Raw genomic sequence first — 13,533 nt, 5'->3', positions numbered from 1 at the left:
ATGGCGTCATCTCCCCTCGGCAGGCCGACCCGCGGCACCACCGGGACGAACCGGCTGCGACGCAACGACCGCTGGATCGCCGCGTCGGACGCATTCCGCCGCGCCGCCGACCCGCTCGTGGTCGACCTCGGCTACGGCGCCAGCGGCGTCACCGCGTTCGAGCTGGCGACCCGGCTGCGGCGCGTGCGCCCCGATGCCGAGATCCTCGGCCTCGAGATCGACCCCGCCAGGGTGGCCGCCGCCGACGAGCAGCTCGCCGAGGTCAGGACCGGGCGGACGCCGTTCGCGCCGGACCTGCGGGTCTCCTTCGCCCGCGGCGGCTTCGAGACACCCGTGCCGGGAGGCCGGCGGGCGGCCGTGATCCGGGCGATGAACGTCCTCAGGCAGTACGACGAGACGGACGTGCCCGCCGCCTGGCACGCGATGGCGTCGCGTCTCGCCGATGGCGGGCTGCTGGTGGAGGGAACCTGCGACGAGATCGGGCGCGTCGCCAGCTGGGTGGACGTGCGGCAGAACGGCACGCCCGCGCGGTTCACGGTCTCGCTCCGCCTGGCGGAACTCGAGCGTCCGAGCATCGTCGCCGAGCGGCTGCCGAAGGCGCTGATCCACCGCAACGTGCCGGGCGAGCGCGTGCACGAGCTCCTCGCCGGGCTCGACCGGGAATGGGACAGGGCTGCTCCGCTGTCGACGTTCGGCGCCACGCAGCGCTTCCTCGCCGCGGTCGCGGCGCTGCGTGATCAGGGCTGGCCGGTACTCGGCGGTCGCACGCGCTGGCGGCTGGGCGAGCTCACGCTCCCCTGGGCAGCCGTCGCCCCGCTCCCCTGATCAGCCGACGTCGCGCGGATCCTGCGCCGTCGGCCGGCGCGAGAGCCGGGTGAGGCGCGGGATGTCGGCGGTGGCCCCGGCGTCGGCCGGCACGATCACCTGCTGGGAGGCCGCGATGTCGGTGCCGTCCGCACGGACGACGAGGTCGCCGGCCGCCGCTCTGCGGGAGAGGATCGCCAGGGCGATCGGGCCGTCTTCGTGATGACGTGCCACGGAGGTGATGTGCCCCACCTCGTCGTCGCCCGCGAACACGGGCGCTCCGGGCGACGGCAGCACGGCATCGCTGCCGTCGAGGTGGAGGGCGGCGAGGCGGCGAGGCGGATGCCCGAGGTTGTGCACCTTGGCGACCGTCTCCTGCCCGCGATAGCAGCCCTTGCTCAGGTGCACCGCGGTGCGGATCCAGTCGGACTCGTGCGGCAGCGATCGCTCGTCGACCTCGGCTGCCCAGCGAGGTCGCCACGCGGCCACGCGGAGCGCCTCCGCAGCCAGCAGCCCTGCCAGGGCATCCGCTGCGAGGTCCTCGGCGAGCGCGTCTGCGGCATCCGGCGTCACGATCGCGACGCGCCACGCGAGGGTGGCGCCCGGGTGCTCATCGACCTCGGCGTACTGGTGGCCTCCGGCGCTCACGCGCTGCCATGGATCGGCCCAGACGAGCGGGACGCCGTGAGGAGCGGCTGCCGCGGCGCGGGCGGTCTGCGCCGCGGAGCCGCCGTCCACGAACCCGATCAGCACGAGCTCAGGGCGCACGGTCACCGTGGCCTGCGTGCGGAACCTCATGCGCGTCAGCCACGCCGCGAGCGGCTCGGCGTCGGCCGCATCCGCGATCAGCCACGTCGACTCGCCGTCCTCGATCACGCCGGCCGCGTGCTCCACGTGCCCCTGCGGGTCGAGGACCAGCAGCTCCGTGCTCTCCCCCGGCGCGAGCCGGCCCACGGCCTGCGAGGTGATCGAGTCCAGCCAGCCGAGACGCTCCGGGCCTCCGACCTCGATCACGGTCCTGTCGCCCAGCGGCGCGATGGCGTCTCCTGTCGCGAGCCGACGCTGCTCGCGGAAGGCGTCACCGAAATGATCGATCCCGGCGCTGCCGGCGACCGCTCCGTCGATGCTCTCGAAACCTGTCATCTCAGCTTCCCGTCTCTCAGACGCGGGCAAGCCGCGCCGATGCGTGCGAGCGCAGCGGTGTGCCGAACGCGGCGATGTCCCATGCCCACAGCAGATGCCCGTCGACGAGTCCGTACATGCGCGACGCCGCGTTGTACTCCTTGGATCCCGCGCCGCGGACGATCGCATCGGAGGCGATGTCGATGCGCGGGCCGTTGACCTCGCCGAGGTAGAGCTCCAGCATGCCGTCCGAGTGCGCGACCGAGACGCCGAGCGGGAAGCCGCCGGACTCCGTCCGGAGCTCCTCGACCTCGTCGACGGTCCGCGGCACCGGATCCGCGATCGGCGGCAGAAGCGCCGGCCCCGAGTCCGCCGGGGTGAGCGGGCGGATGAGCCGCCAGAAACCGGTCTCGGCCACGAGCGGGACCGACGCCGAGTCGTCGCCGATGAAGGTCGCCGTCGCCGCGTAGTTGAGGAAGGGGCCGCCGTCATGGCTGAAGCTGACGCGGTGCGTGAACTCGCCCTGGAAGTGGCCGTCGCCGACCGGGTAGTCGATGACCCCGGTTCCCTCCCAGACGCCGATCAGCCAGGCGAGCGGTGCCAGGTCTGCGGGAAGATCGGTCGGGAGTTCGAGCATGTGCTCAGCGCTGGCCGCGGAAGAGGTTGCGCAGCACCACGACCGAGACGAACGCGATCGCAAGGCTCGCGAGGCCGAGGAGGCCGATGAAGAAGAATTCGAGCGCGACGAGATCCATGTCCCCCACATTACCCCGTCGCGGGGAGGCTCAGGCGGGAGCGAGCGCCGCGAGGCCGAATCCGACCGAGATGATGCCCATCAGCAGCAGCGCACCCGTCACGCTTCCCGCCACCCGGAAGATGAAGCCCTGGGTGCGGCCGTACCAGAGCTGCACGGCGAACGAGAGCAGCACGATCCCGCCGAATGCCACGAGAAGCCAGGAGACGCGCCACTCCTCGGGCACGAAGACGCCCACGGCGACGGAAGCGATGAACGCCGCCGCCCACACGACCATGACGCCGATCGCGGCGTTGCGGGGTGCGAGTGCTGGTTCCGACATGACTCCATTGTTGCGTATCCCGTGCCGGTATCATTGCGGCACGGCGTCGATCCTCGCCGGGAAGGAATGCGCGTGGCCCAGCTGCTGGTCCTGACGAACGCTCCGGTCTCGGAGCACGTTCTGCCCGCCCTGGAGCTTCTCAGCCACCGCGTCCGCCAGATTCCCGCAGAGCCGGCCCAGCTCGTGAACGCCCCCGAGTACGACATCGTGCTCGTCGACGGCCGCCATGACCTGGTCGGGGCGAAGTCGCTGTGCCGTCTGCTGCGCGCCACCGGACAGGACGCTCCGCTGCTGCTGGTCGTCACGGAAGGCGGCATGAGCGCACTGTCCGGCGACTGGGGCATCGACGACGTGCTGCTCGCGACCGCCGGCCCCGCGGAGGCGGACGCCAGGGTGCGACTGGCCATCGCGCGCCGCGACGAGATCGCCGAGCCCTCCAGGGTGCAGGCCTCCGGCATCACGATCGACGAGCAGTCGTACTCGGCGAAGCTGCACGGCAAGCCGCTGGATCTCACCTACAAGGAGTTCCAGCTGCTGCACTTCCTCGCGACCCACCCGTCGCGCGTGTTCACCCGTGAGCAGCTGCTCAGCGAGGTGTGGGGCTACGACTACTTCGGAGGCACCAGGACGGTCGACGTTCACGTGCGGAGACTGCGCGCCAAGCTGGGCGACCAGGAGCAGATCATCGGCACGGTGCGCAACGTCGGCTACCGGTTCAACGTGTACGACGACGAGGCGGTCGCCGCGACGCGGTGACGCGAGCTCCGTTCACACGCGCGACACCTCACGGTGCTTAGATGTACCCATGATCGATCCCGCACTCGCCGACGCAGGACTCGGCGACGCCGAAGACGACGACTTCGACTCCGTCGAGGCCCCTGACGCCCAGCTGCCAGACCACCGCTACCTGGACAGGGAGCTGAGCTGGCTCGCCTTCAACCAGCGCGTGCTGGAACTCGCGGAGGACCCGTCGCTGCCAGAACTCGAACGGGCGAACTTCCTGGCCATCTTCGCCAGCAACCTCGACGAGTTCTTCATGGTGCGAGTCGCCGGGCTCAAGCGCCGCATCATGACCGGCCTCGCGGTGCCGACCAACATCGGGCGCTCCCCCGTGGATGCCCTGGCGGACATCTCCCGCGGTGCCCACGACCTGCAGCTGCGTCACGCCGACGCGTGGACGCAGCTCGTACGCCCGGCGCTCGCGGACGCCGGCGTCGAGATCACCGAATGGTCGGAGCTCACGGACGGCGAGCGGGCGACGCTGTCCGAGTACTTCCAGCTGCAGGTGTTCCCGGTGCTGATGCCGCTGGCCGTGGACCCCGCGCATCCGTTCCCGTACATCTCCGGGCTCTCCCTGAACCTCGCGATCCGCATCCGCAACGCTCGCACCGGGCGTCAGGAATTCGCGCGGCTCAAGGTGCCGCCCATGCTCCCACGCTTCGTCGAGGTGCCGGGGTCGGGCGAGATCAAGCGGTTCCTGCGTCTCGAGGAGCTCATCGCGAATCACCTCGGCGACCTCTTCCCCGGGATGGAGGTGCTCGACCACCACGCGTTCCGACTCACCCGCAACGAGGACGTGGAGATCGAGGAGGACGAGAGCGAGAACCTGATCCAGGCGCTGGAGGCGGAGCTGCTGCGCCGCCGGTTCGGCCCGCCGATCCGGCTCGAGATCACCGACGACATGGACGACGTCACGATGGACCTGCTGGTCCGCGAGCTCGACATCACCGACCAGGAGGTCTATCGCCTCCCCGGCCCGCTCGACCTGCGCGGTCTCTTCGACCTGTCCCGGATCGACCGGCCCGACCTGCGCTACCCGCCGCACGTGCCGACCACTGCCGTGGCCTTCCAGCCCACCGGCTCCAGCACCCGCGCCGACATCTTCAAGGCGATCCGCAAGTCCGACGTGCTCGTGCACCACCCGTACGAGTCGTTCACGACCAGCGTCGTCGCGTTCCTCGAGCAGGCGGCGCGCGACCCGCACGTGCTCGCGATCAAGCAGACGCTTTACCGCACCTCGGGTGACAGCCCGATCGTGCAGGCGCTGATCGACGCCGCCGAGTCCGGCAAGCAGGTCCTCGCGCTCGTCGAGGTGAAGGCGCGCTTCGACGAGGCGAACAACATCGTCTGGGCGCGCAAGCTCGAGAAGGCGGGCGTCCACGTCGTCTACGGCCTGGTCGGCCTCAAGACGCACTGCAAGCTCGCCCTCGTCATCCGCGAGGAGGAGGGGATGCTGCGGCACTACTCCCACATCGGGACGGGCAACTACAACCCGAAGACCAGCCGGATCTACGAGGACTTCGGCCTGTTCACGGCCGACGCCCAGGTGGGCAAGGACCTCACCCGCCTGTTCAACGAGCTCAGCGGCTACGCGATCGAGAAGAAGTTCAAGCGCCTTCTCGTGGCTCCCCTGCATCTGCGCAAGGGGCTCATCCGCCAGATCGACCACGAGCGCAAGAACGCCGAGGCGGGCAAGCCTGCAGGCATCCGCATCAAGGTGAACTCGATGGTCGACGAGGAGGTCATCGACGCGCTGTACCGTGCGAGCGCCGCAGGTGTGACCGTCGACGTCTGGGTGCGGGGCATCTGCAGCCTCCGCACGGATCTCGACGGCATCAGCGACAACATCACCGTCCGGAGCATCCTCGGCCGCTACCTGGAGCACTCCCGGATCTTCGCCTTCCACAACGGCGGCGACCCCCAGGTGTACATCGGCAGCGCCGACATGATGCACCGCAACCTCGACCGCCGCGTCGAGGCGCTGGTCCGCGTCACCGAGCCCGCCCATCTGAGCGAGCTGCTCGCCTTCTTCGACCTCGCGATGGACCCAGGCACCACGTCGTGGCACCTGGGCGCGGAGGGGACGTGGGAACGCCACGCCGAGGATGCCGACGGCAAGCCGCTGATCGACCTGCAGGATATGACGATGGGGCTGATCCAACGGCGGCGCCGGGCGCGGGCGGTTCGATGACTGCATCGAAGACCGTTCCCGAGCGGGCGAAGCGAGATGACGCGGCCGCGCGTTCGAAATGGACGGACAAGGCCGTGTACGCGGCCGGCGCCGTCGTCTGGCGCATCGTCGAGGGCAAGCTGCGGATCCTGCTGATCCACCGCACCAAGTACCGCGACGTCACGCTCCCCAAGGGCAAGGTCGACCCCGGCGAGATGCTCGCAGAGACAGCCGTCCGCGAGGTGCATGAGGAGACCGGCATCAGCGTCCGCCTCGGCGTGCCCGTCGGCGTGAGCCGCTATCACCTGCCGTCGAACAAGCAGAAGGTCGTGCACTACTGGGCGGCCGAGGCGACCGACGACGCGATCCGCGCGTCGACCTTCGTACCCAACCGCGAGATCGCCGCGATCGAGTGGGTCAGCGTCAAGAAGGCCAGGTCGCGGCTGAGCTACCCGGTGGATCAGGAGATCCTCGACTTCTTCGCGAACCTGGTCGAGGACGGCGTGCTGCGCACCTTCCCGATCGTCGCGCTGCGGCATGGCAAGGCGCTCGCGCGATCGGAGTGGGACGGCGCGGATGCCGCGCGCCCGCTGACCGAGCGCGGACGGAGGCAGGCGAAGTCCATCGTCGGGCCGCTTCGGGCGTTCGGCGTCCGCAAGATCATCACCAGCGACGCCGTCCGCTGCATCGAGACGATCGAGCCGCTCGCGTGGGCGCTCGGACGAAAGCCCGTCATCACCGACCAGATCGGCCAGGAAGCCTGGGAGAGCGGCACCGCCGACCTCCGCTCGGTGGTCGGGCGTCGCGTGCGCGCGGGCAAGCCGGCCGTGCTCTGCAGCCACAGCCCTGTCCTGCCGGCGCTTCTGTCGGAGATCGTCCTGGCCACCGCCACCGTGCACGGCTCCTACGTCGGCAGCGCCTCCGATCTGGAACCCGCCGCCTTCTCGGTCGTCCACCTCTCGACCTCCAACCCCGGCTCCGGGATCATCGCGATCGAGACCCACGTCCCGAAGGACTGAGCCCGACTCGCCTCCCACGCCACGGCCGCGGCGATCGTCCGGGTCACCGCGGTAGCTGGGCATCCGCTGTGCGTGCCCCAGAGAGTCGCCGGTCGTTCACCTGCCGTTCACCTGCTCGGGAGAGTCTCGTTAACCGCCGCACCTAGCGTCACTGTGTGCCCTGCACCGGGCCCCACCCAACCAAGATCGAAGGATCCACAGTGAAGATCTCCCGAATCGCACGTATCGGCGCCGTCGGCGCCGTGGCCGCTCTCGCTCTCGCCGGCTGTGCCGCGAACGAAGGCCCCACCGACTCCACCGAGGCTCCCTCGGCATCCGCACTCTCCGGCACGATCGGCGCGACCGGCGCCTCCTCGCAGGAAGCAGCCCAGCAGGCCTGGGTCGCCGCGTTCCAGACCGCGAACCCCGAGACCACCGTGAACTACACGGCGACGGGCTCCGGCACCGGCCGCGAGAACTTCATCGCCGGCTCCTCGAACTTCATCGGCTCCGACCGTGCGTTCAACGCCGAGGAGCTCGCCGCAGGCGGCTTCGGCTCCTGCGCGTCGGACGAGATCGTCGAGATCCCCGTCTACATCTCGCCGGTCGCCGTCGCGTTCAACCTCGAGGGCATCGACGCGCTGAACCTCGACGGCAAGACGATCGCCGGCATCTTCGCAGGCGGCATCACCAACTGGAACGACCCGGCGATCGCCGCACTCAACGAGGGCGTCGAGCTCCCCGACCTGGCGATCGTCCCGGTGCACCGCGCCGACGCGTCCGGCACGCAGGAGACCTTCACCAAGTACCTCAGCGCCGTCGCCCCGGACGTCTGGACCTACGAGGCCGGAGACGAATGGCCGCTGGCGACCGGTGAGGCCGGAGACGGCACGTCGGGCGTCGTCGATGCCATCACCAACGGCGCCGGCTACATCGGCTTCGCCGATGCCTCCCGCACCTCCGAGCTCGGACAGGTCGCAGTCGAGGTCGAGGGCGAGTACGTCGCCTACTCCGCCGAGGCAGCCGCTGCTCTCGTCGAGGCCTCGCCGCTCGAGGAGGGCCGCTCGGCCCACGACCTCGCGTTCGACGTCGACCCCGCGGCCGCGCCCGCCGGCTCGTACCCGATCGCGCTCGTCTCCTACCTCATCGGCTGCGTCGAGTACGAAGACGCCGAGATCGCGTCCGTCGTCAAGGCGTACTTCGAGTTCATCGCCTCGGCCGAGGGCCAGGACGTCGCGGCTGAGACCGCAGGCAGCGCGCCGATCTCGGACAGCCTGCGCGAGCAGATCACTGCCGCGATCGACGCGATCGTCACGGAGTGACCGGACGCTCAGCCGAACGCTGAGCTCCGACACCGTCGCCCCCGCGGTTCCGGTCGACAGGATCTCGACCGGAACCGCGGGGGCACCCGCATGAAGACCCCCGTACGCCTCACAGCACGCCGCCTCTCAACCAGCAACGTGGAGCCGCTCAGATGACCACCACCTCAACGGGCCCCGATACCGCCCGTTCCTCCAGGCCCCGCACGGCCGTGCGCCGGCCGGGTGATCGCATCTTCTCCGGCACCGCGCTCGGGGCGGGCATGATCATCCTCGTCACGCTCGCCGCCGTCGCCCTCTTCCTGATCGTCCAGGCGATCCCGGCGTTCGCTCCTGACACCTCCGGCAACCACATCCTCGAGGGCGAGTCGTTCCTGTCCTGGGTGTGGCCGTTCGTGTTCGGAACCCTGTGGTCGAGCTTCATCGCGCTGATCATCGCCGCCCCGATCGCGATCGGCATCGCGCTGTTCATCTCGCACTACGCCCCGCGCAAGCTCGCCGGGCTCCTCGGCTACGTGATCGACCTTCTCGCGGCCGTGCCCTCCGTGGTCTTCGGCCTGTGGGGCGCACTCACCTTCGCCCCGATGCTCGTGCCCTTCTACAAGTGGCTCAACACGAACATGGGCTGGTTCCCGCTCTTCGGCGGCACCCCTTCAGGCACGGGCAAGACCATCCTCACCGCTGCACTGGTGCTCGCCGTCATGATCCTGCCGATCATGACGGCCATCTGCCGTGAGGTGTTCCTGCAGACCCCGAAGCTTCACGAGGAGGCCGCGCTCGCGCTGGGCGCGACGCGCTGGGAGATGGTCCGCATGGCTGTCCTCCCCTTCGCCAGGAGCGGCATGGTCTCCGGTGCGATGCTCGGTCTCGGCCGCGCTCTCGGCGAGACCATGGCCGTGACGCTCGTGCTGTCGCCGCTCGGGATCGTCACCTTCAACCTGCTGAACCCTGAGAACCCCACGACGATCCCCGCGATCATCGCGCTGCGGTTCCCCGAGGCCCACGACGAGGGCGTCAACACGCTCATCGCGGCCGGCCTGATCCTCTTCGTCGTGACCTTCGCGGTCAACTTCGTGGCCCGCTGGATCGTCTCGCGCCGCGCCGAGTTCTCGGGAGCCAACTGACATGACCGCCACAGCCACTCCCCCCGTCGCGATCGCGCCGGCCACGCACACCACCACCGCCGGCCACCTGCCCAAGTGGGCGCCGTGGGCGCTTCTGCTCGTGTCGTTCGCGATCTCCGCGACGATCTTCGCCTTCGCCAACAGCGGCGGGGATCCTGCCGACTTCAACATCGCGCTCACGCTCGTCGTCGGGCTGATCTTCTACATGGCGCTCATCGTCGTGATGTCCTCGTTGATCGAGAGCCGGCGCCACGCGATCGACCGCCTGATGACGGCGCTCGTCTCCGGCGCCTTCGTCGTCGCGCTGCTTCCTCTCGTCTCGCTGCTCTACACGGTCCTCATCAACGGCCTGGCCCGCTTCGACGGAGAGTTCTTCAGCTTCTCGATGCGCAACATCGTCGGCGAGGGCGGCGGCGCCGTGCACGCCGTCTGGGGCACGCTGCTGATCACGCTCGGCGCTACCGTGATCTCCGTCCCGATCGGCCTGATGACCTCGATCTACCTGGTCGAATACGGCGAGGGCCGCAGGATCGCCCGCGGGATCACCTTCCTCGTCGACGTCATGACCGGCATCCCGTCGATCGTCGCCGGTCTGTTCATCTACTCGGTGTTCGCGCTGATCGTCGGACCCGGAACCCGCATGGGAATCATGGGCTCCCTGGCGCTGTCGGTGCTGATGATCCCGGTCGTCGTCCGCGGCTCAGAGGAACTGCTGAGGATCGTGCCGAACGAGCTCCGAGAGGCCGCGTACGCCCTCGGGGTGCCGAAGTGGCTGACCATCATCAAGGTCGTCCTCCCGACCGCCATCGCGGGCATCACGACGAGCATCATGCTGGCGATCTCGCGTGTCATCGGCGAGACGGCCCCGCTGCTGCTCACCGTCGGCATCGTGCAGGGCATGAACCTGAACATGTTCAGCGGGCAGATGGCCACCCTCCCCGTGTTCTCCTACATGCAGGCGAAGTACCCCGGCATCCCGGTCGAGGCATATCTCGATCGCGCCTGGGCCTCCGCCCTCACGCTCATCCTGATCGTGATGGTGCTGAACCTGCTGGCGCGCGTCATCGCCAAGGTGTTCGCCCCGAAGACTAACGGCCGCTGAGCCGGATCAACCCGACTGAAGAAGAAGGATCTCTCGTGTCCAAGAGCATCGAAGTCAACGACCTCAACGTCTACTACGGCGACTTCCTCGCCGTCGAGGGCGTCAGCATCGACATCAAGCCCAACACCGTCACCGCCTTCATCGGCCCGTCCGGATGCGGCAAGTCGACCTTCCTGCGCACCCTCAACCGCATGCACGAGGTGATCCCCGGCGCTCGCGTCGAGGGTGAGGTCCTCATCGACGGCAACAACCTGTACGGCCCGAACGTCGACCCCGTGCTGGTCCGCCGTCAGGTCGGCATGGTCTTCCAGCGTCCGAACCCGTTCCCCACGATGTCCATCAAGGAGAACGTGCTCGCGGGCGTCAAGCTCAACAACTCGCGGATGGCCAAGAGCGACCAGGACGCCCTGGTCGAGCAGTCGCTCCGCGGCGCGAACCTCTGGAACGAGGTGAAGGACCGCCTCGACAAGCCGGGCTCCGGCCTCTCCGGCGGCCAGCAGCAGCGCCTCTGCATCGCGCGCGCGATCGCCGTCTCCCCCGACGTGATCCTGATGGACGAGCCCTGCTCGGCCCTCGACCCGATCTCGACCTTCGCGATCGAGGAGCTGATCGCCGAGATCAAGAACGAGTACACGGTCGTGATCGTCACGCACAACATGCAGCAGGCGTCGCGCGTCTCGGACCGGACGGCGTTCTTCAACATCGCCGGCACCGGCAAGCCCGGCAACCTCATCGAGTACGACGACACCTCGACCATCTTCACGACGCCGAGCGTGCAGGCGACCGAGGACTACGTCTCGGGCCGCTTCGGGTAACTCTCGGTCTCTCTCGTCTCGGAAACCCGGATCATCTGATCGCGACTGGGCGTGTCGACGTGTGACACGCCGGTCGCCGAGCAGATGGTCCGGGTTTTCCCATGCTGCGCAGGTCGGATGAGTGGATCTGCACGGGTGGCGGATGCTGCGGATCATCCCCAGCGTGTGGGCACCGTGGCACCAGCGCCCACCGGGCGACTGCCCTCCCGTCCACGATCGGAGGATGTCGTTCGTCCGCGCAGACGCCACCCTTCGTTCTCTCGGGCGGATGGCGCGCACGTCTGAGCTGAAGCGACAGGGTGTGACGGCGTCCGAGCTCACTCGCGCGGTCCGTGCTCGCGAGGTGCTGCGCCCCCGCCAGGGTGTGTACTGCCTTCCGGAGACCTCGAAGCGGTTGAGGCACGCCGCGTCCCACGGTGGGACGATCGGCTGCTGCGAAGCCGGTGCATCGCTCGGGCTCTGGATCGTGGAGGTCCCGGAGGAGCACCACATCTGGATGGGTGATTCCGGGACGCACCGTTCCGCCTGCGAGAACTGCCGTCTGCACTGGGATGCCGGTCGCGTCCGTGTCGGCATCCTGCCACCGGTCGCCAACGTGCTGCTGCAGATCGCGGAGTGCGCAGACGAAGACACGTTCTTCGCTGCGCTCGAATCAGCGCTGCGCCAGTCGCTGCTCTCCCCCGCCGACGTCGCCTGGCTGTGGAGGCATCTGCCGATCTCCATGCGCTGGCTGCTCGGATTCGCCCGACCCGACGCCGACAGCGGGCTCGAGTCCCTGGTCCGTCTGCGTCTTCATCGGCTCGGCATCCACGTCCGCACGCAGGTGGACATCGTCGGGGTCGGCGAGGTCGATCTGCTCGTCGGCGATCGCCTGATAATCGAGGCCGACGGCCGTGAGAACCACGAGCGGGAGAAGGAGCGTGCCAAGGACCTCTACCGTGACGCGGCGGCCGCCGCTGCGGGATACATGACGTTGCGGTTCACGTACGCGATGATCGTCCACAACTGGCAGGTCGTGGAGAACGCGATCCTCGGCGCGATCGCCCGCGGCGCCCACCTGCTGCCGGCGGCCTGACTTCCAAGACGTCCGCCGTGGAAAGCCGGGATCATCCGTGATCGGCACGGCGTGTCCGAGCACGACACGCCGGATCCTCGCGGTCTCGTCCCCGTTTCCTCCTGAAGCCGGCGGGCCCCAGCCGGCCGCGTCAGTCGCGGGGCGAGAGCAGGTACTCGTTCAGGTCGGCGGTGAGCGCGGCGTCCACGGGCAGTTCGACTCCGTCGATCGCGGTGATGGGAGCTGCGAGGCGGACGCTGGAGACCAGCCAGGCGGCATCCGCGCCGGTCAGATCGGATGCCGGGATGCGGTCGTACCCGGCCTCGAACCCGCGAGCGGCGAGGTGATCGTAGACGCTGAGCTGGGTGGTGCCGTGCAGGATGCCGCCGTTCGGCGCCGGCGTGACGAATCGGTCGCCGAAGCGCAGGATCAGCGATGCCGTGGGCGCCTCGAGCACGAAGCCGTCGCTGGAGAGGAAGATCGCGTCGTCCGCGCCGCGACGGTGCGCTTCGCGCAGAGCCGCCATGTTCACCGCATACGAGAGGGTCTTCGCGCCGAGCAGCAGCCAGGGAGCCCGCTCGGCAGCACCCAGGTCGTAGCCGCGGTCGAGGGTGACGACGCGGATGCCGTCGCGCCGCGGGGCCGTGAAATCGGCGGCAGGAGCCGCCGTCACCCAGGCGGTCGGCGTCGGGCCGTGCTCGACACCGCGGCTGAGGATGAGCTTGATCACCGACTCCCCCGAACCGCACTGCTCGGCCGCACGCTCGACGGCCTGCCGCCACTGCGCCTGGTTGGGAACGGGGAGGTCGCACAGCCGGGCGGAATGAGCGAGGCGCTCCAGGTGCGGCACGACCTCCTGCGCGTGCCCGCCGACCACGCCGATGGATTCGAAGACGCCGTCCCCGCGCTGCGTGCTCAGCTCGCCCACGCTCAGCGCGGGTGCCGCGGCATCCACCTGGGTGAAGGTGTCCGCGTAATCTTCGCGCGTCTCGTCGGACGCGAGGGGATCGATCATCAGAGCAAAGCGCCGGGTCATGAGACCGAGCCTAGGGGCCGGGAATAGCCACGGGCGTATCGCGTTACAATTGAACGGCCGGGCCGCATAACCCCGGGCTCCAATTTTTGCCGCTTTGAGCGGCCTTCCGCCGAGAGGCGTTCTTGCGGCCCGG

General features: G+C 69.2%; 13 protein-coding genes. 9 read left to right on the top strand and 4 right to left on the bottom strand.

All coding sequences use genetic code 11. The annotated features are described in order from the left end of the window. Positions 1 to 825, top strand: coding sequence for a class I SAM-dependent methyltransferase (locus tag IPV10_RS05260; RefSeq protein ID WP_207481161.1), 825 nt, complete (start codon positions 1 to 3; stop codon positions 823 to 825). Here IPV10_RS05260 and IPV10_RS05255 read toward each other — a convergent pair whose 3' ends face one another. The 3 genes from IPV10_RS05255 to IPV10_RS05245 all read right to left on the bottom strand — a co-directional run bounded on the left by IPV10_RS05255 (position 826) and on the right by IPV10_RS05245 (position 3,002). Further along, entirely contained in the window at positions 826 to 1,947 is a 1,122-nt protein-coding gene (locus IPV10_RS05255; RefSeq protein ID WP_207481159.1) for a folate-binding protein YgfZ, read from the bottom strand. It lies immediately after the preceding gene. Positions 1,948 to 1,963: 16 nt separating this feature from the next. Then, positions 1,964 to 2,563 carry an FABP family protein gene (locus IPV10_RS05250; protein WP_207481157.1) on the bottom strand — a complete coding sequence of 200 codons (600 nt, stop codon included), beginning with the start codon at positions 2,561 to 2,563 and terminating at the stop codon, positions 1,964 to 1,966. 148 nt (positions 2,564 to 2,711) lie between these two features. Further along, entirely contained in the window at positions 2,712 to 3,002 is a 291-nt protein-coding gene (locus tag IPV10_RS05245) for a hypothetical protein (RefSeq protein WP_207481155.1), read from the bottom strand. Between the two features lie 72 nt (positions 3,003 to 3,074). Here IPV10_RS05245 and IPV10_RS05240 point away from each other — a divergent pair, with 72 nt between their 5' ends. From IPV10_RS05240 to IPV10_RS05205, 8 genes are all read left to right on the top strand, one after another. Further along, positions 3,075 to 3,758 (top strand): response regulator transcription factor, encoded by a 684-nt coding sequence (locus tag IPV10_RS05240; RefSeq protein ID WP_207481153.1) that lies wholly within the window; start codon positions 3,075 to 3,077, stop codon positions 3,756 to 3,758. A 49-nt stretch (positions 3,759 to 3,807) separates the two neighbouring features. Further along, positions 3,808 to 5,973 carry an RNA degradosome polyphosphate kinase gene (locus IPV10_RS05235; RefSeq protein WP_207481151.1) on the top strand — a complete coding sequence of 722 codons (2,166 nt, stop codon included), beginning with the start codon at positions 3,808 to 3,810 and terminating at the stop codon, positions 5,971 to 5,973. Further along, positions 5,970 to 6,971, top strand: coding sequence for an NUDIX domain-containing protein (locus tag IPV10_RS05230; RefSeq protein WP_207481149.1), 1,002 nt, complete (start codon positions 5,970 to 5,972; stop codon positions 6,969 to 6,971). The genes IPV10_RS05235 and IPV10_RS05230 overlap by 4 nt, the downstream gene beginning before the upstream one ends. 200 nt (positions 6,972 to 7,171) lie before the next feature. Then, positions 7,172 to 8,272: a phosphate ABC transporter substrate-binding protein PstS gene (gene pstS / locus IPV10_RS05225; RefSeq protein WP_207481147.1), complete on the top strand. Its 1,101-nt coding sequence runs from the start codon at positions 7,172 to 7,174 to the stop codon at positions 8,270 to 8,272. 152 nt (positions 8,273 to 8,424) lie between these two features. Continuing rightward, entirely contained in the window at positions 8,425 to 9,393 is a 969-nt protein-coding gene (gene pstC, locus IPV10_RS05220) for a phosphate ABC transporter permease subunit PstC (protein WP_207481145.1), read from the top strand. Position 9,394: 1 nt separating this feature from the next. Further along, the gene (gene pstA / locus IPV10_RS05215) at positions 9,395 to 10,495 is read left to right on the top strand and encodes a phosphate ABC transporter permease PstA (RefSeq protein WP_207481143.1); all 1,101 of its coding nucleotides are present in this window, start codon (positions 9,395 to 9,397) and stop codon (positions 10,493 to 10,495) included. A gap of 35 nt (positions 10,496 to 10,530) precedes the next feature. Continuing rightward, the gene (pstB, locus tag IPV10_RS05210) at positions 10,531 to 11,310 is read left to right on the top strand and encodes a phosphate ABC transporter ATP-binding protein PstB (protein ID WP_207481141.1); all 780 of its coding nucleotides are present in this window, start codon (positions 10,531 to 10,533) and stop codon (positions 11,308 to 11,310) included. Positions 11,311 to 11,578: 268 nt separating this feature from the next. After that, positions 11,579 to 12,385 (top strand): DUF559 domain-containing protein, encoded by an 807-nt coding sequence (locus tag IPV10_RS05205; RefSeq protein WP_207481280.1) that lies wholly within the window; start codon positions 11,579 to 11,581, stop codon positions 12,383 to 12,385. A 130-nt stretch (positions 12,386 to 12,515) separates the two neighbouring features. Here the strand turns inward: IPV10_RS05205 and IPV10_RS05200 are convergent, their stop codons facing one another. Further along, positions 12,516 to 13,400 (bottom strand): aminodeoxychorismate lyase, encoded by an 885-nt coding sequence (locus IPV10_RS05200; RefSeq protein WP_207481139.1) that lies wholly within the window; start codon positions 13,398 to 13,400, stop codon positions 12,516 to 12,518. Positions 13,401 to 13,533: the final 133 nt, after the last annotated feature.

Source organism: Microbacterium sp. SD291, assembly GCF_017355365.1.
In the GTDB taxonomy this organism is placed as follows: domain Bacteria; phylum Actinomycetota; class Actinomycetes; order Actinomycetales; family Microbacteriaceae; genus Microbacterium.
The sequence above is the reverse complement of the archived record's forward strand: the minus strand, read 5'-3'. Positions and strand labels throughout refer to the sequence as shown.

Coding starts and splice junctions, on each gene's coding strand:
- IPV10_RS05260 (WP_207481161.1), top strand. CDS start 1: ATGGCGTCATCTCCCCTCGGCAGGCCGACCCGCGGCACCACCGGGACG.
- IPV10_RS05255 (WP_207481159.1), bottom strand. CDS start 1,947: ATGACAGGTTTCGAGAGCATCGACGGAGCGGTCGCCGGCAGCGCCGGG.
- IPV10_RS05250 (WP_207481157.1), bottom strand. CDS start 2,563: ATGCTCGAACTCCCGACCGATCTTCCCGCAGACCTGGCACCGCTCGCC.
- IPV10_RS05245 (WP_207481155.1), bottom strand. CDS start 3,002: ATGTCGGAACCAGCACTCGCACCCCGCAACGCCGCGATCGGCGTCATG.
- IPV10_RS05235 (WP_207481151.1), top strand. CDS start 3,808: ATGATCGATCCCGCACTCGCCGACGCAGGACTCGGCGACGCCGAAGAC.
- IPV10_RS05230 (WP_207481149.1), top strand. CDS start 5,970: ATGACTGCATCGAAGACCGTTCCCGAGCGGGCGAAGCGAGATGACGCG.
- pstC (WP_207481145.1), top strand. CDS start 8,425: ATGACCACCACCTCAACGGGCCCCGATACCGCCCGTTCCTCCAGGCCC.
- pstA (WP_207481143.1), top strand. CDS start 9,395: ATGACCGCCACAGCCACTCCCCCCGTCGCGATCGCGCCGGCCACGCAC.
- IPV10_RS05205 (WP_207481280.1), top strand. CDS start 11,579: ATGGCGCGCACGTCTGAGCTGAAGCGACAGGGTGTGACGGCGTCCGAG.
- IPV10_RS05200 (WP_207481139.1), bottom strand. CDS start 13,400: ATGACCCGGCGCTTTGCTCTGATGATCGATCCCCTCGCGTCCGACGAG.